This window comes from Bradyrhizobium sp. WBOS08, from assembly GCF_024585125.1.
In the GTDB taxonomy this organism is placed as follows: domain Bacteria; phylum Pseudomonadota; class Alphaproteobacteria; order Rhizobiales; family Xanthobacteraceae; genus Bradyrhizobium; species Bradyrhizobium japonicum_B.
Genome location: NZ_CP028988.1, coordinates 1985892 through 2001341, shown reverse-complemented (window position 1 = coordinate 2001341; position 15450 = coordinate 1985892). Strand labels below are relative to the sequence as shown.

General features: G+C 65.1%; 14 protein-coding genes and 1 tRNA gene. 8 read left to right on the top strand and 7 right to left on the bottom strand.

Annotated features, from left to right (window positions below; genetic code table 11):
• Positions 1-20: 20 nt before the first annotated feature.
• The 6 genes from argB to rpmH all read right to left on the bottom strand — a co-directional run bounded on the left by argB (position 21) and on the right by rpmH (position 4745).
• Positions 21-908: an acetylglutamate kinase gene (argB, locus tag DCM80_RS09695; protein WP_028138885.1), complete on the bottom strand. Its 888-nt coding sequence runs from the start codon at positions 906-908 to the stop codon at positions 21-23.
• Between the two features lie 204 nt (positions 909-1112).
• Positions 1113-1478 (bottom strand): DUF423 domain-containing protein, encoded by a 366-nt coding sequence (locus tag DCM80_RS09690; protein WP_257196753.1) that lies wholly within the window; start codon positions 1476-1478, stop codon positions 1113-1115.
• Entirely contained in the window at positions 1478-2131 is a 654-nt protein-coding gene (gene yihA / locus DCM80_RS09685) for a ribosome biogenesis GTP-binding protein YihA/YsxC (protein ID WP_257196752.1), read from the bottom strand. The genes DCM80_RS09690 and yihA overlap by 1 nt, the downstream gene beginning before the upstream one ends.
• 160 nt (positions 2132-2291) lie before the next feature.
• Complete coding sequence (yidC, locus tag DCM80_RS09680; protein WP_257196751.1) at positions 2292-4166, bottom strand: membrane protein insertase YidC; 1875 nt, start codon at positions 4164-4166, stop codon at positions 2292-2294.
• A 16-nt stretch (positions 4167-4182) separates the two neighbouring features.
• Positions 4183-4584: a ribonuclease P protein component gene (rnpA, locus tag DCM80_RS09675; RefSeq protein ID WP_028138881.1), complete on the bottom strand. Its 402-nt coding sequence runs from the start codon at positions 4582-4584 to the stop codon at positions 4183-4185.
• A 26-nt stretch (positions 4585-4610) separates the two neighbouring features.
• Positions 4611-4745, bottom strand: a complete 135-nt coding sequence (rpmH, locus tag DCM80_RS09670; protein ID WP_008542748.1) for a 50S ribosomal protein L34 — start codon at positions 4743-4745, stop codon at positions 4611-4613.
• A 363-nt stretch (positions 4746-5108) separates the two neighbouring features.
• On the opposite strand from rpmH, the gene DCM80_RS09665 reads away from it, so the two are divergent.
• The 5 genes from DCM80_RS09665 to DCM80_RS09645 all read left to right on the top strand — a co-directional run bounded on the left by DCM80_RS09665 (position 5109) and on the right by DCM80_RS09645 (position 10592).
• Positions 5109-6602: a sensor histidine kinase gene (locus DCM80_RS09665; RefSeq protein WP_028138880.1), complete on the top strand. Its 1494-nt coding sequence runs from the start codon at positions 5109-5111 to the stop codon at positions 6600-6602.
• Between the two features lie 276 nt (positions 6603-6878).
• Positions 6879-6955, top strand: a tRNA-Arg gene (locus DCM80_RS09660).
• 82 nt (positions 6956-7037) lie between these two features.
• On the top strand, positions 7038-7394 hold the full coding sequence (gene queD / locus DCM80_RS09655; protein ID WP_257196750.1) for a 6-carboxytetrahydropterin synthase QueD: 357 nt from the start codon (positions 7038-7040) through the stop codon (positions 7392-7394).
• Positions 7395-7757: 363 nt separating this feature from the next.
• A complete protein-coding gene (locus tag DCM80_RS09650; protein WP_257196749.1) occupies positions 7758-9623 on the top strand; it encodes an adenylate/guanylate cyclase domain-containing protein in 1866 nt (621 codons plus the stop codon).
• A 66-nt stretch (positions 9624-9689) separates the two neighbouring features.
• Complete coding sequence (locus tag DCM80_RS09645) at positions 9690-10592, top strand: hypothetical protein (RefSeq protein ID WP_257196748.1); 903 nt, start codon at positions 9690-9692, stop codon at positions 10590-10592.
• A gap of 12 nt (positions 10593-10604) precedes the next feature.
• Here DCM80_RS09645 and DCM80_RS09640 read toward each other — a convergent pair whose 3' ends face one another.
• On the bottom strand, positions 10605-11396 hold the full coding sequence (locus DCM80_RS09640) for an IclR family transcriptional regulator (protein WP_373569396.1): 792 nt from the start codon (positions 11394-11396) through the stop codon (positions 10605-10607).
• A 100-nt stretch (positions 11397-11496) separates the two neighbouring features.
• On the opposite strand from DCM80_RS09640, the gene DCM80_RS09635 reads away from it, so the two are divergent.
• Genes DCM80_RS09635 through DCM80_RS09625 form a run of 3 tightly spaced genes read left to right on the top strand, consistent with a single transcriptional unit; the run spans position 11497 to position 15427 of the window.
• Positions 11497-12288, top strand: a complete 792-nt coding sequence (locus tag DCM80_RS09635; RefSeq protein ID WP_257196747.1) for an enoyl-CoA hydratase/isomerase family protein — start codon at positions 11497-11499, stop codon at positions 12286-12288.
• A gap of 3 nt (positions 12289-12291) precedes the next feature.
• The gene (locus DCM80_RS09630) at positions 12292-14379 is read left to right on the top strand and encodes an acetate--CoA ligase family protein (protein ID WP_257196746.1); all 2088 of its coding nucleotides are present in this window, start codon (positions 12292-12294) and stop codon (positions 14377-14379) included.
• A gap of 22 nt (positions 14380-14401) precedes the next feature.
• Positions 14402-15427 (top strand): tripartite tricarboxylate transporter substrate binding protein, encoded by a 1026-nt coding sequence (locus DCM80_RS09625; protein ID WP_257196745.1) that lies wholly within the window; start codon positions 14402-14404, stop codon positions 15425-15427.
• Positions 15428-15450: the final 23 nt, after the last annotated feature.

Below are 15450 nucleotides of genomic sequence, written 5' to 3'. Positions count from 1 at the left end.
CGTGCGTGGCGTCTCCCGCATCACTTGTGGATCAGCGTTCCCGTGCCCTGGTTGGTGAACAGCTCGAGCAGCACCGCATGCTGCATCTTGCCGTCGATGATGACGACGCCTTCGACGCCCTGCTCCAGCGCGTAGATGCAGGTCTCGACCTTCGGGATCATGCCGCCGGAAATGGTGCCGTCGGCGATCAGCTTGCGCGCATCCTTGACGGACAATTGCGGGATCAGCTTCTTCGACTTGTCGAGCACGCCCGGCACGTCGGTGAGCAGCAACAGGCGTTTGGCCTTCAGTGCGCCGGCGACCGCACCGGCAAAGGTGTCGGCGTTGACGTTCAGCGTCTGGCCGTCCTTGGAGGTCGCGAGTGGCGCCAGCACCGGGATCAGCTCGTAGCCGATCAGCTGGTTGAGCAGCGTGAGATCGACCTTCTCGGGGTCGCCGACGAAGCCGAGATCGATCGCCTTCTCGATGTTGGAGCCCGGGTCGACGATGGTGCGCGTCGTCTTCGACGCCTTCACCATGTTGCCGTCCTTGCCCGACAGCCCGACGGCCTTGCCGCCGGCCTCGTTGATGTAGCCGACGATCTGCTTGTTGACGGAGCCGGCGAGCACCATCTCGACGATCTCGATGGTCGCGGCATCGGTGATGCGCAGGCCGGCCGCGAATTCCGACTGAATGCCGAGGCGCTTCAGCATGGTCGCGATCTGCGGTCCGCCGCCATGCACCACGACGGGATTGATCGCGGTCTGCTCCAGCAGCACGATGTCACGGGCGAAGTTCTTCGCGGTCTCCTCGTCGCCCATGGCATGGCCGCCATATTTGATAACGATGGTTTCCTCGTCATATTGCTGCATATGCGGCAGCGCTTCGGACAGGATGCGGGCCTGGTCGAGCGGGGAGATGTCGGTCATGTCGCGGTCTCGCTGGCGGGACGGTCGGTGCGCGTTCTATCCGATTGGCGGGCGCGGCGCAAAGTGTGGCTGGCATGCGATCGCGTGTCCCGGACGCGGTGCGGCACGCAGTGACGCGCCGCAGAGCCGGGACCCAAAAAGCCACATGAGCCCCGGCTCAGCAGCGCACCGCTCACGCGCTGCGCTGCGTCCGGGGCACGAGCGCTACTTCCTCGTCGCCACCGCCGCCAGCGTCAGCGCCAGCCAGCCCGCGATCATCACCGTTCCGCCGGTCGGCGCCGCCATCGGAAACAGTGAATGCCCGGCATATTGCCGCAAGGTGAGGTCGCCCGCGAACAACGCGGCGCCGCTCGCGAGGCCGAATGCGGCGACGAGGCCAATTCCGCCATGCAGAAGGCCGCGCGCGAGCAGCGCTGTGGTCGCAAGGATGGCCGTTGCATGAAACAGCAGCATGGCGCTCGCCGTGGCAAGCCGGCTCGCATCCGCGCCGTGGGCGGAGGCCGCGGCCAGCGCGACGCCGGCGGCGCCCATCAATCCGGCAAGCCCGATCAGGAGGCGATGGGCCGGCATTACTTGCTTCGCTCTTCCAAGAGCTTCGCCATCGCGGCGCGCAGGCTCTCCATGCCGGTCGCACTGCGCGACGATGTCGCGAGCACGTTCGGGAACGCGGCCGGATGTTTGGCCAGCGCGGCCTCGGTCTCGGCGATGCGCGCCTGCAGCTCGGACGCCTTCACCTGATCGGCCTTGGTCAGAACGATCTGGTAGCTGACGGCGGAGCGATCGAGCGTGTCCAGCACTTCGAGATCGACGTCCTTCAGTCCATGGCGCGCGTCGATCAGTACGTAGACGCGGGCGAGGCTGGCGCGTCCGAGCAGGAATTTGTGGATCAGCTCGGTCCAGGACGCGACCTGGCTCTTCGGCGCCTTGGCATAGCCGTAGCCGGGCATGTCGACGAGACGCAGGTCGGTCTTCCCGGGGACCTCGAAGAAGATCAGCTCCTGGGTGCGGCCCGGCGTGTGCGAGGTGCGCGCCAGCGCGTTGCGCCCCGTGAGCGCGTTGATCAGGCTCGACTTGCCGACATTGGAGCGGCCGGCAAAGGCGACCTCCAGCCCCGCCATCGGCGGCAGCGTCTGGATCGAGGGCGAGGCCCAGATGAACTGCCAGTCGCGGGCGAACAGCTTGCGCCCGGCCTCGATCAGCTTCGCATCTTTGTCGTCGGTCATGCGAAGACTCTATCCTTTCGTCATGGCCGGGCTGGTCCCGGCCATCCACGTCTTGTGACTGGGCGCGCTTCCAAAACGTGGATGCCCGGGACGAGCCCGGGCATGACGATGTGGAGGCATGGTGCCCGCATGACGTGAGCGGACACCTGCTGACGGAGACCTACGTCGCCTTCCGCGCGAAGGTCGCCTTGAGATTGTCGAACAGCTCAACCTTCACGCCGTTGCGGCGCATGATGTAGCTCTGCTGGACCACCGAGAGCAGATTGTTCCAGGCCCAGTAGATCACGAGGCCCGCGGGGAAGCCCGCCAGCATGAAGGTGAAGATCAGCGGCATCCAGTTGAAGATGATCTGCTGCGTCGGATCCGGCGGCGTCGGGTTCAGCTTCATCTGGAACCACATCGTGATGCCCATGATGATCGGCCAGATGCCGAGCGCGAGGTAATGGCCGAACACCGGAATCGTGGTCGGATCGAACGGGATCAGTCCGAACAGGTTGAACAGGTTGGTCGGATCCGGCGCCGAGAGGTCCTTGATCCAGCCGTAGAACGGCGCGTGCCGCATCTCGATGGTGACGAACAGCACCTTGTAGAGCGCGAAGAACACCGGGATCTGGATCAGCACGGGCAGACAGCCGGCGACCGGATTGATCTTCTCCTTGCGGTAGATCTCCATCATCTCCTGCTGCTGCTTCACCTTGTCGTCGGGGTAGCGCTCCTTCAGCGCCAGCAGCTGGGGCTGGACCGACTTCATCTTCGCCATCGAGGCGTAGGACTTGTTCGCCAGCGGGAAGAACAACAGCTTCACGATCACGGTGACGAGCAGGATCGAGATGCCGAAATTGCCGAAGAAGCGGAAGAAGAAGTCGAGGCCGAGGAACATCGGCTTGGTGAGGAAGTGAAACCAGCCCCAGTCGATCAGCAGATCGAAATGGTTGAGGCCGAGCTCCTTGTTGTAGCCGCCATGGCCGGCGAGCGGGAAGTTGATGCCGACCACGCCGGCTTCCTTGGCGCCGGCGAACAGCCGCGCGTTCGCCGTCGCGGTGCCGCCGATCGCGACCGTGACGGGGTCGAGCAGATAGTCGGTCTGATAGGTGTGAACCTTGCCGACGGGGTTCGACGAGAACCGCGCCTGCAGCCGCGCATTGGTGTCGGGCAGCAGCGCCGAGGCCCAGTACTTGTCGGTGATGCCGAGCCAGCCATTGGTGACGTTGTTGAAATTCACCTGCTTGGCTTCGTCGACCTGCTTGTAGGCATATTCCTTCAGCTTCTCGTCGCCGAGATAGCCGATCAGGCCTTCATGCAGGATGTAATAGCCGGAAACTTGCGGCGCGCCGTGGCGCGAGATCAGCGCGAACGGATAGAGCGTGACAGGCGCATTGCCGACGTTGTTCACCTCGTCCTTGACCGTGAAAAGATAATGGTCGTCGACGGCGATGGTGCGGCGGAAGGTCAGGCCGTCGCCATTGTCCCATTTCAGCACCACGGGCGTCGACGGCGTCAGGCTGCCGCCGCCCTCCTGCTGCCAGACGGTCTGCGCATCCGGCATCTTTGCCGTCACGCCTGTCGCCGCAACCCAGCCGAATTCGGCGTAATAGGGCTCCGCCGTGCCCGAGGGCGAATAGAGGACGATCGGCGGCGATTTCGGATCGACCGTCTCGCGATATTGCACCAGCGCGATGTCGTCGATGCGGCCGCCCTTCAGCGAGATGCTGCCGACGATCCGCGGCGTCTCGATCTTCACGCGCGGGCTGGCTGCAATGGCGGTCTCGCGGGCGACGACCGGCTGGACCTGGTTCACCGCCGGCGTCGACGGCTGGGCCGCGCCGGGCTGCGGCGCGCCGCCTGGCGTCGCCGGCGCGCCGCCTGGCGTCGCGGACGCGCTCGGCTGGGGCGTGCTGCCCTTCTGCAGCTCGGCCTGCGTCTGCTGCTGGGCGCGCTGCTTCTCCATCTGCGGCACGTTGTAGAAATATTGCCACGCGATCAGCACCAGGCCGGACAGAATGACGGCGAGGATGGTGTTACGATTGTCGGTCATCTCGATTGTCTCGTCATCAATCTGGTTTGCGGCTGGTCGCTGCGGCGGGACCCGGCCTGTGGCCGCGCGCTTTGGCCGTATGCCGCGCGGGCTTCGTGAACGCTATGCGCAGATCGTCGAGCATGGTGGCGAAGGGGCGCGAGAGCGCGTCCCTTCGGCCGACCAGCACATAATCATGATGGGGTTGCATCGACACCGGATCGAGCCGCTTCACCAATTCGCGAAGCCGGCGCCGGATGCGATTGCGCTCGGGGGCGTTGCCGTTCTTTTTGGTGACCGTGAAGCCGATCCGGACCGGGCCGTCGTCATCGCGGGCAAGACTTCGACGGTCAAGGCTTTGCAGGACGAACGCAGGATTGTTCACCCGCGCGCCATTGGCAACGGCGAGGAAATCCGCCCGCTGCCTCAGCCGATCCATGATGAAATCCCAAAAGGGGGTCTGGCTCAGGCGCTCAGACGCTTGCGACCGCGCGCGCGGCGGGCGGCGAGAACCTTGCGGCCGCCGGCAGTGGCGAGACGGGCACGGAAACCGTGACGGCGCTTGCGCACCAGTTTGCTGGGTTGATAAGTCCGCTTCACGGGTTTTTCTCCGCTGACCGGGCAATTTGCCTGTAGAATTGATGGTAAAGTCCGGAAGATGCGGCCCAAAACGGGCCCTTTTCCGGCCCCAAGAGAGCCGCTCCCGGTGTCGCACCGGGTCATCGCGGACAATTTGCGCGGCTTATAAGCGAGCGCCTTGTTTTCGTCAACGCCGCACAAGCGCGCGATTTTCGTGAATATCGCTGTTTGTGCGGGGTTTTTAACCCTTGAGGTGGCGAGTAGCCATATCAGCGCTTACATCCCACCTCGGCAGATTAGCGATCTGTAATTTGACCGGGCCGGGGCTGGGTCGCATCCTTCTACAGCCAATCCTTCACCCGCCAGGCAGCGAGGGCGAATTTCGTGGCAGCGACAGACCGCCAGCCGATCCAGGATCAGGATCAGCCGGAGCAGCCGGTGATGCGCTCCCGCGGCGGCCTCGGGCTGTCGGGCAAGCTGCTGCTGCTGACCGTTCCCCTGGTGATGATCGCGGCGGTCCTGCTCTATGTGCCCGCCATTGCCAATTTCTGGGTCAACCGGCTGAACGACCGCGTCGCGGCGGCGAACACAGCGGCGCTGGTGCTGGATGCCGCGCCGCTCGGCATGGTTCCCGATTCGCTGTCGCGCCAGATCCTCAAGAGCATCAATGCCCGCGCGGTTGCCATCAAGATGGGCCAGCAGCGCCGGCTGCTCGCCAGCGACAACCTTCCCGCCACCATCGAGCATGATATCGACCTGCGCGACATGACGGCATGGGAGGCGATCACCGGCTCGTTCCGGATGATGCTGGAGACCGGCAACCAGGCCATCCGGATCGTCGGGCCCGGCGTCGGCACGGCCCAGTTCATGGAGGTCGTCACCGACGAGCTGCCGCTGCGGCAGCAGATGTACCGCTTCTCCCGCAACCTCGTGGTGGTCGCGCTGGTCATCGCGGCGCTGACCGCCGGCCTCGTCTATCTCGCGCTTCATTATCTCTTCGTGCGCCCGATGCGGCGGCTGACCGCGAGCCTGGTCGGTTTCCACGAGAATCCCGAAAGCTCGGCGGGAATCATCGTGCCGAGCCAACGCAGCGACGAGATCGGGGTCGCCGAGCGGGAATTGTCGGACATGCAGCGCGATCTGATGTCGATGCTGCATCAGAAGAGCCGGCTCGCCGCCCTCGGTCTTGCCGTGTCCAAGATCAACCACGATCTGCGCAATCTGTTGGCCTCGGCTCAGCTGCTGTCGGACCAGCTCGCCAGCGTGCCGGATCCGCGGGTGCAGCGCTTTGCACCCAAGCTGGTGCGCTCGCTCGAGCGCGCCATCGCCTTCTGCCAGTCCACGCTGTCCTACGGCCGTGCCCAGGAGGCCGCGCCCGACCGCCGCATGATCCTGATCGAGCCGGTCGTGCTGGAGGTGCGCGAGACCGCAGGCCTCGCCTCCGACGCCTCGATCGCCTGGGTTGCCGCAATCGAGCGCGGGCTGGCGGTCGATGCCGATCCCGACCAACTGTTCCGGGTGCTGCTCAACCTCGTCCGCAACGCCGCCCAGGCGCTGGAGAGTCATTCCTCCGGCGACGGCGGTCCGCAGCAGATCCGGATCACCGGAAAGCGCGAAGGCGCGGTGGCGATCCTCGAGGTCTCCGACACCGGTCCCGGCGTGCCCCCGAAGACGCGGGAGCGCCTGTTCGAGGCCTTCCAGACTTCGGGCCGTCCCGGCGGCAGCGGCCTTGGCCTTGCCATCGCCGCCGAGCTGGTTCGCGCCCATGGCGGCGAGATCCACCTGGTCGAAGGCACCATCGGCGCCACCTTCCGTATCGTCATCCCGGACCGCCCCGTGGAGCTGCTCTCCATCCGCAACGAGCGGCAGCGGGCCTAGTCGGCCAGCGGCCGAGTGGGCGGCAATTTCTTTGCTTCCGTCATTCCGGGATGGCCCGAAGGGCCAGGCCCGGAATCCATAACCCCGGCTGGTGGTTATGGATTCCGGGCTCGCCGCTTCGCGTCGCCCCGGAATGACGTAGAGATCTGCAAAAATCTCCCCATCCCGGACCTTGCCAATCGGGACAAGAGCGGTTAGTCAGAGCGCTCTTTCGCACCCCCTCCGGCTCCGCCGGGGGCTGCGTCGCGGGCTATGCCCGCGCTGTTTGCGAAACACGCGCCCGTAGCTCAGCTGGATAGAGCATCAGACTACGAATCTGAGGGTCGGACGTTCGAATCGTTCCGGGCGCGCCATTCTTCGACGAAGGTCAGGACAAAGCAGCATCTGGTCGCCAGACGGGCCGAGACCGGATGGCTTCGCCGTGTGAGGAGCGGAATGAAGATATCGCAGGCGTTCAAGTTCGAGGCGGCGCATCGGCTGCCGAACGTGCCCGAGACCCATCGATGCCACCGGCTGCATGGACATTCCTACCGGGTCGAGGTCCAGCTGGACGGGCCGGTCGACCCGCACACCGGCTTCGTCGCCGATTTCTTCGATATCGAAAAATGCTTCGCCGGCATCCTGGAGGCGCTGGACCATCACTGCCTGAACGAGGTCAAAGGGCTGGAGAACCCGACCGCCGAGAATATCGCGATCTGGATCTGGGACCGGTTGCAGCCGAGCCTCTCGCAGCTCTCGGCGGTCCGCGTCTATGAAACGGCGGATTGCTGGGCCGAATATCAGGGGCGATGACGTCGGCCCGGCGCTGACCCGGCGCCGGCCTCACTACCATGAGCTGTAGCCGCTCATGGTGTGGATGGAGCATCAGCCTGCGAATCGGCCGGGGACGTTCGAAGCGTTCCCTGCGCGCCGCGTCGGTATGGAACGGCGAACGCCAGCAGCCGCCGTTTCTAACCCTGGGAACCCGCAGGGAAACTCAGGATCAGCCGTCTGCGCGGAGCGCCGCTGCCTGCACGCCGCCGGGGAGGGGGCTCATCACTCACGCACATATGAGCTGTGTTGATACCCGTATGCGGGTCGGACGGTTTAGTTTCAAGCTGGCGTCGAATGTCCGCAACGCCAGTTTGTGCCTGGCCCTGTACAGGGAAACCGTTGATGGAACGCAAGCTCGCCGCGATCATGGCCGCCGACATCGTCAGCTACAGCCTGATGATGGCCGAAAACGAGGCCTCCACCTATAAAGAGCTGCGCACGGTCTTCGACAATCTGATCGAGCCCACGGTCGCGCAGCATGGCGGACGCATCTTCAAGATGACCGGGGACGGCTTTCTGGCGATGTTTCCCAGCGTCAACGAAGCCGTTGATGCGGGCACTGCCATCCAGCAAGGGTTCGACAACGCCCCGTTTGAGCTGCGCATAGGCATCAACCTCGGTGATGTCATCGAGGATAATGGCGATATGTACGGCGACGGCGTCAATGTCGCCACACGGCTTGAGGCGATGGCCGATCCCGGTAGCATCTTTGTCAGCGGCGCTGTCGTCATGGCCGCAGACCGCAATCGCGGCGAGGTGTTCGCGCGTGTGGGCCGCAGGCGCGCCAAAAACATTCCCGAGCGTCTTAATGTCTACCGGGTACGGCGCGCGCAATCTTCGTGGTCTCGCTGGCGAAAAATTCCGCGCGTTCTACACGGTACCGCTGCGCGCTGGTCGTATGGCGTCGCCGCAATAGCCCTTGTCCTCATCGGCACCCAAATCCAGCCGCTTTCCCTGGCGGCGATGGTCAGCCGGCTCCCGGCCGCCCTGTTGTTCGACCAGACCCGCGCCGACCCGCGGCCGTCAGTTGCGGTCATGCCCTTTGCGGCCATGGGCGGCGACCAGTCGTACTTTGCAGACGGGCTGACCGAGGATGTGACCACGGCGCTTGCAAGGAATTCCGAGCTTCAGATCATCGCGCGCGACTCCACATATGCCGTGCGCGGGCAAGAAAGCGATATGCGCAAGCTCGGAGCAAAGCTGGGCGTTTCCTACGTGGTAGAAGGCAGCGCGCGCCGCGAGGGGGACCGGCTTCGCGTCTCGGCGCAGCTGATCGACGTGAAATCGGGCGCGCACCTTTGGTCGCGCAGCTTCGACAGGCAGGTTGCCGACGTCTTCACGGTACAAAGCGAGCTGACCACGGAAATCGTCGCCCAGCTCGCGCCGTATATCGGCCGAAGTGAAGCCATTGCTGCCGCGCAACGTCCGACCGACAATCTTCAGGCTTACGATCTTCTCCTGCGGGCGCGTCATCGATACCGGCATGGCGTCCAGGATGCGGAAGCACTTATGGAGGCACGCGGCATGTATCAGCGTGCGCTGGAAATGGACCCGGCCTATGCCACCGCCCGTGCGGGCTTGGCTCTCACTTACATCGCGGATGTGGCCAGGAGGTCGAACGGCCGGGCGACAGCGCATGAGCTGGAACTAGGTCTCAGCGAAGCGCGCCAGGCTGTGCGCCTCGATCCCAACCTCTCGCTCGGCTATCAGGTGATCAGCTTCGGGCTGGCGGTGCAGGGCGATTATGCGGGCGGCTTGCAGGCCGCCAAGCGCGCCGTCGAACTGAATCCCAATGACCCGGATAGCATGATGGCATTGGCAAAAGCGCAAGTCCGTTTCGGGGACTACGCGGACGCCGTTGCCAATGCCGAGCGGGCACGTCGCCTTCATCCCATGGCGCCGGAATATTACGCCTATGTGCATGGCCAGGCCCTTTACGCCGCTGATCGTCGCGACGAGTCGGCTGCCGTGATCTCCGAATGCCTTGTAAGGGCGCCGCGCGATGCCAACTGCCTGCTAATCCAGGCTGCGCTACTAGGGCGGCGCGGCGACATCGAAGCGGCGCAGCTGACGATGGCAAACCTGGTAGCGGCCCAACCGACATTCTCGTTGGAGGCAGAGCGTTCTTATCGCCGTTTTGGCAATAAGCCGCTCATGGAGCAGTTCCTAATGGACCTGACGGTGGCGAAGGCACCGGGGGCTGCGTAATAGGATTTTGTGTAGCATCTCAGTTTCATCTCGTCGGGCGCGCCGTTTCGATAGTAAGTTCGTCCGATGCGCACTATCCATCATCTATTCTCCCGCCTCGTCTTGTTCCTTGGAGTCGCAGCCGCCTCGCTGCTCCCCGCGCGCGCGGCAGAGACCTGCCCGTTCATCAGCGCCCAGGAGCTGGCGCGCGCGATGCCGGCGCTCAAATGGTCGCTGATCTCCAATCAGGACGGCCGCGGCTGCATCTACCAGGCCGGGCGCGGCGACACGATGATGCTCTCCGTGTTCCGCAATCCCGACAAGGACCGCGCCAGGGAATTGTACGCCACCTTCGTCAAGACGCTGGCCGAGCGCATGAAGCTGAGCGCAGTGACGGGGATCGGCGATGAAGGCCAGCGCGGAACGAGCGCCGCCGGCGCGGAGCGCCAGGAGGCCTCGGTGGTCGCCTTGTCCGGCGACTATATTCTCCAGCTCACCGTCTATCCGATCGGCCGGCGTGCCGACGATGCGCTGCTCGGACCGCTCACCGAAGCCGCGCGCATTGCCGTCGGCAGCGTGAGCAAGAGCAGCGAGCGCTTCGGCAATTGCGAGTGGCTCACGGCCGCCGATGCCGACGGCTTTCTCGACGCGAGCACGCTGACGGTGCAGCGGACCGGCGCGGGCAGCTGCATGATGTTCGATCGCGAGGCCAACACCATGACCGTCGCGGTGATCGCGACCTCGCGCGACACCGCCATCGGCATGATGAAGCGCGCGGGTCCCTGCAAGCACGTGGCGATCCCCGAGTTCGGCAGCGAAGCGTTCGGCGAGCATTCCTGCACCAAGGGCAACGGCAACGCCGTCAACATCTATGTCTGGAAGAACGGCAGGCAGGCTTCAATCCTGTTCGCGCCGGTGAAGCCGCATCCGGAGTCCGGCTCGGTCGAGCGCCTCAAGGCGGTCGCGGCGCGAGTTTATGGAAAGCTGTAAGGGGGCGTCGTTTCAGCCCGCCAGCACCTCCTTGCACTTCGCTGCAAAGGCGTTGAGGTACGCGCCGAGTTCGCTCGCCAGCGCATCGGACCGGTCGACATTTTGCAGACTCATGTTGAGGGCGTAGACCGGAAGCCCGGGCAGCACGATGGGCGTTGCGACGGCGAGCACAGCGGGCTGCCAGGACACGGCGCAATAGCCGTCGCGTTCGACGGAGCTGATCGATCTCCTGACGTCCGCGAGCAGCGCCCTGGTGGCGGCCGTGCTGCGCCGCTTGAACTGCTTCAGCAAATGCTCGCGATCGGCCTCTGCAATGCCGGCGAGGTAAGCGCGGCCCAGCGACGTCAGATCCATCGGGACCTGCTGGCCGGCGACCACGTTGCGCAGCGCCGCGCGCGGGCTGTAGCGGATCGATTCCAGATAGACCATCATGGTGCGATCCGCGGTCGCTAGCCCGACGTTCAGCCGGCGCCTCGCCGATTCGGCCCGCATCATCGGCCCGATCGCGTTGAGCACCGGTGACCCCGTCCGCATCGCGTGGCCGATGCTGACGACCGACGCGGCCAGGCGGTAGGCCCGCTCGCTACGGACCTCGTCGAGCATGCCGGAATTGACCAGCGTTCGTGTCAGCCGGCTGACCGTCGATCGCGGCAAGCCGCATCGCTCCGCAATCTCGCCGTTGCCCAGCGTGTCGACGCCGGGACGGAACGCCCGGAGGATCTCGATCCCTCGTTCGAGCGACCGGTTGCCGTCAACCCCGCCCGCATATCTGCGCGCCTGCATCATGCCCAGCTCCGCCAACATTTCCACTCAGTGGAATTAGGCGGATGCTCCGGCGGGAGCAAGCCGCTATCAGCAGGGGGAAGAAGAATGCCCGGCCGCGCGGGCTTGACGAGGAAACGCCATGTCCTATCAGCTCATCGAATTTTCCGTCGAAGCCGCCGTCGCGACCATCGCCTTCAATCGCCCGGAACGCCGCAACGCCATGAGCGACGAGATGCGCGCCGAGTTTCTCAGCGCGCTCGACACCGTGGCGCGCGACAGGTCCATCAGAGCTCTGGTGCTGACCGGACGCGGCAACGCATTCTGTGCCGGCGGCGACATCAGCGGCATGAAACGCCGGCTCGAGGCGCCGCAGGGTGAGGTCGCCTTCAACGGATGGAGCCGTCAGCAGGGCGTGCACCACGTGCAGTCGTTGCTGCTCGGCCTGCCGAAGCCGACCATTGCCGCCGTCAACGGCGCCGCTGCGGGCTTAGGTGCGGACACCGCGCTGGCCTGCGACTTCGTCATGGCCACGGAACGCTCGAAATTCACCTGGTCCTACATCAAGCGCGGTTTGATCCCCGACGGCGGCGGGCTGTATGTCCTGCCGCGCCGGGTCGGGCTCGCGAAGGCCAAGGAGTTGATCTTCACCGGCCGAATCGTCGAGGCCGACGAGGCGCTCGCGCTCGGCATCGTCGATCGCAAAGTGGCCTCGCCCGAGCTGCTGCCGGCCGCGCAGGCCTGGGCGGCCGAGCTGGCTCAGGGGTCTCCCACCGCGCTGGCGCTGAGCAAGAAGATCTTGAACGAGACCTTCGAGCATTCCGCGCACGATATCTTCAATCTCGGCAGCCAGGCGCAGGCCATCTGCTACACCAGCGCGGAACACCGCGACGCCGTGGCGGCGTTCCTCGCGCAATCCTCGTCGAAGGAGTGAGCGATGAGCGCGATCGAACGCCTGATCCGGCCGCGCAGCATCGCAATCATCGGTGCATCCGCGGATCCGACGAAGACGTCGGGCCGACCGGTGTCCTATCTCCAGAAGCACGGCTTTGCGGGTGAGATCTATCCCGTCAATCCGAAGGTTGGAGAGATCGGCGGCCTCAAATGCTATGCGGACGTCGCCTCGCTGCCTGATGTGCCTGACGTTGGCCTTGTCCTCGTCGGCGCCGAGCGCGCGCATATCGCGGTGCGCGAATTGTCCGAGCGGGGGGCTGCCGCGGCAATCGTTCTAGCCAGCGGCTTCACCGAGACCGGAGCGGAGGGTGCCGCGCGCCAGCATCAGCTCATGCAGGCCGCGGGGTCCATGCGGATCCTCGGGCCGAATACGATCGGCCTCGTCAATCTCACCGACAATATCGTGCTGTCGGCGTCGGGCGCGCTGGCGATGGATCACTTCCCGGCGGGGGCCATCGGGCTGATCTCGCAGAGCGGAGGGATTCTCGGTGCCGTGTTGTCGCGCGCCGCCGCACGCGGAATTGGGTTGTCCAAGCTGGTGTCGACCAGCAACGAGGCCGATCTCGAGCTCGCCGATTTCATCGACGTCCTCGCTGAAGACGATGCGACCAGAGTCATTGCACTCTACATCGAGGCGATCCGCAATCCGCTTCGCTTTCGGGAGGCGGTCCTGAGGGCGCGCCGCGCCCGCAAGCCCATCGTCGCCTTCAAGATCGGGCGATCGGAGGCGGGCGCGCAGGCGGCCGTCTCGCACACCGGCGCGCTGGCCGGCTCCGACCGCATGTACGACGCCTTGTTCCGGCAGCTCGGCGTGATCCGCGCCAGGACGTTCGAAGACCTGCTCGACATTCCTGCCGTCCTTGCCGCGGGACGGAAACTCTCCGGCCGGCGCGTTGCGATCCTCACCTCGACCGGCGGTGCCGGCACGATCGTATCCGACAGTCTCGGCGTCGCCGGTTTTACGACACCCGCACCCGATGCGGAAACGGCCGCGCAATTGCGGGCCTTGCAGTCGGGCTCGCACGCCAATCTCGATCGCAATCCGATCGACGTGACCCTGGCCGGCCTGCAGCCGGAGCTGCTGCGCGGCGCCATCCGCATCCTGCTCGCAAGTCCGTCCTATGACGCGCTGGTGGTCATTGCCGGCTCGTCGGCCGTGGGATCGCCAGCCCTGATGGCCGACGCCATCCACGACTGCTTGCCGCTCAGCGACAAGCCGGTCATTGCCTATGTCAGTCCCTATGCGCCCGAGGTCGTCTCCGTCCTCACGCGGCGCGGTGTCCCAGCCTATACCTCCGCGGAGAGTTGCACCGCCGCGCTCGATGGGCTGTTGCGGGCCGCAAGGCCGGAGCAGGTCCAGACACCCGCCTCGTCCCTGACGATCGTTGATGCCGGCGATTTCCCGGCTGGACCACTGGATGAAGCGCAGGCCAAGGCGCTGTTCGCACGCTTTGGGATTCCTGTCGTAGCGGAGAAGGTGGTCGCAACCGCGCGCGAAGCGGAACAGGCGGCGCGCTGTCTCGGCGACCGAGTCGTGCTCAAGATCCTCTCGCGCGAGATCGCGCACAAGAGCGACGTCGGCGGCGTCGCGGTCAATCTGACCACTGACGCGATCGGCGGCCGCCTGGCGGCGATGGCCGATGAGGTCGAGGCCAGGACCGGGAAGCGGGCCGATCAATTCCTGGTTCAGGAGATGATTTCAGGTGGCGTCGAAATCATTCTCGGAATGCATCGCGATTCCCTGGGAACCGCGATCCTGCTCGGCATGGGCGGCGTCGCGGCCGAATTGTTCAAGGACACCACGATGCGTCTGCTTCCGCCGAACGGCGGCCTCGATCTGTCCGAGGCGCGGGCGATGGCGCGCGATCTCGTCACCTGGCCGTTGCTGGACGGCTTTCGCGGCTGGCCGGCATGCGATGTCGAAGCGCTCGCAGCCGCGGTCGTCGCGTTCTCGCGCATGGTTGCGCAGCTCGGTGACCGGCTTTCCGAAGCGGAGATCAATCCGGTGTTCGTGCTGCCGGCGGGCCAGGGCGTGAAGGCCGCGGACGGATTGGTTGTTCTCAATGTCTGAGCAAAACCGGAGGGATCTCCAGATGGCCATTGGCGATATCATCAAGCACGACGAAGCTGGTGGGAAAGCTCCCGCCGTGCGGCACTGGCGAGGTCTCGTCATTCTCTCCTGTGCGATCTTCGCAGGGCTCGGACTGACGCCGGCGCGCGCGGAATATCCCGACAAGATCGTCAAGATCGTGGTGCCCTTTGCAGCCGGCGGCGGCACCGACATCATGGCGCGAACCACAGCGCAGGAGATCCAGGGGGATCTCGGCAAGTCTGTCATCATCGAGAACAAGCCGGGCGCCGGGACCATTATCGGAACCCAGACGGTGGCGAGCAGCGAGCCTGACGGCTATTCGCTGCTGATGGCGACTTTCGCCCACGCGGTCAATCCGAGCCTCTACAACAAGCTGCCGTTCGATCCACACAAGGATTTCGCGGCGATCTCGCTGATCGCGCGCTCGTTCAACATCGTCGTGGTCAACCCGGCATCCAAGATCAACTCGATCTCGGATTTGATCGCGGAGGCCAAGGCCAATCCCGGCAAGCTCAATTTCGGAACCTTCGGCACCGGCACCTCGGCGCATCTCGCCGGCGAGCTGTTCAATGCGATGGCGAAGGTCAAGATGACGGCGGTGCCCTACAAGGGCGCGGCGCCGGCGATCAGCGATCTCCTGGGCGGGCAGATCGACGTGATGTTCACCACGGTGGCAAGTGCGGCCTCGCTGGTGGCTGCAGGTCAGCTCCGGGCGCTCGCCGTCACATCCGCCGAGCGTTCAGCGGCGTTTCCGCAATTGCCCACCGTCGCCGAGGCAGGGGTGCCCGGCTACGCCGCCGAATCCTGGTACGGATTGTATGCTCCGGCCAGGACGCCCGCTCCGGTGATCGCGCGTCTCAATCAAGCCATCGCAAAGGCGGTTCAGTCCGGTGCCTTCAAGAAGCTGGAGGCGAACGAAGGCCTCATCATGGTCGGCAGCGCTCCGGAACAGCTCGATCGCTATGTCGCCCAAGAGGAGGAACGCTGGCGCAAGCTGATCAAGGACGCGAATATCGAGGTGCAATAGACGCGCGGGATGCGCTTGTTTCG

What these genes read in the sequence shown, in the direction of transcription:
- yidC (WP_257196751.1), bottom strand. Translation starts at nt 4,166, where the DNA reads ATGACCGACAATCGTAACACCATCCTCGCCGTCATTCTGTCCGGCCTG.
- DCM80_RS09625 (WP_257196745.1), top strand. Translation starts at nt 14,402, where the DNA reads ATGGCCATTGGCGATATCATCAAGCACGACGAAGCTGGTGGGAAAGCT.
- DCM80_RS09645 (WP_257196748.1), top strand. Translation starts at nt 9,690, where the DNA reads ATGCGCACTATCCATCATCTATTCTCCCGCCTCGTCTTGTTCCTTGGA.
- DCM80_RS09630 (WP_257196746.1), top strand. Translation starts at nt 12,292, where the DNA reads ATGAGCGCGATCGAACGCCTGATCCGGCCGCGCAGCATCGCAATCATC.
- DCM80_RS09690 (WP_257196753.1), bottom strand. Translation starts at nt 1,478, where the DNA reads ATGCCGGCCCATCGCCTCCTGATCGGGCTTGCCGGATTGATGGGCGCC.
- DCM80_RS09650 (WP_257196749.1), top strand. Translation starts at nt 7,758, where the DNA reads ATGGAACGCAAGCTCGCCGCGATCATGGCCGCCGACATCGTCAGCTAC.
- argB (WP_028138885.1), bottom strand. Translation starts at nt 908, where the DNA reads ATGACCGACATCTCCCCGCTCGACCAGGCCCGCATCCTGTCCGAAGCG.
- DCM80_RS09640 (WP_373569396.1), bottom strand. Translation starts at nt 11,396, where the DNA reads ATGTTGGCGGAGCTGGGCATGATGCAGGCGCGCAGATATGCGGGCGGG.
- queD (WP_257196750.1), top strand. Translation starts at nt 7,038, where the DNA reads ATGAAGATATCGCAGGCGTTCAAGTTCGAGGCGGCGCATCGGCTGCCG.
- yihA (WP_257196752.1), bottom strand. Translation starts at nt 2,131, where the DNA reads ATGACCGACGACAAAGATGCGAAGCTGATCGAGGCCGGGCGCAAGCTG.
- rnpA (WP_028138881.1), bottom strand. Translation starts at nt 4,584, where the DNA reads ATGGATCGGCTGAGGCAGCGGGCGGATTTCCTCGCCGTTGCCAATGGC.
- DCM80_RS09635 (WP_257196747.1), top strand. Translation starts at nt 11,497, where the DNA reads ATGTCCTATCAGCTCATCGAATTTTCCGTCGAAGCCGCCGTCGCGACC.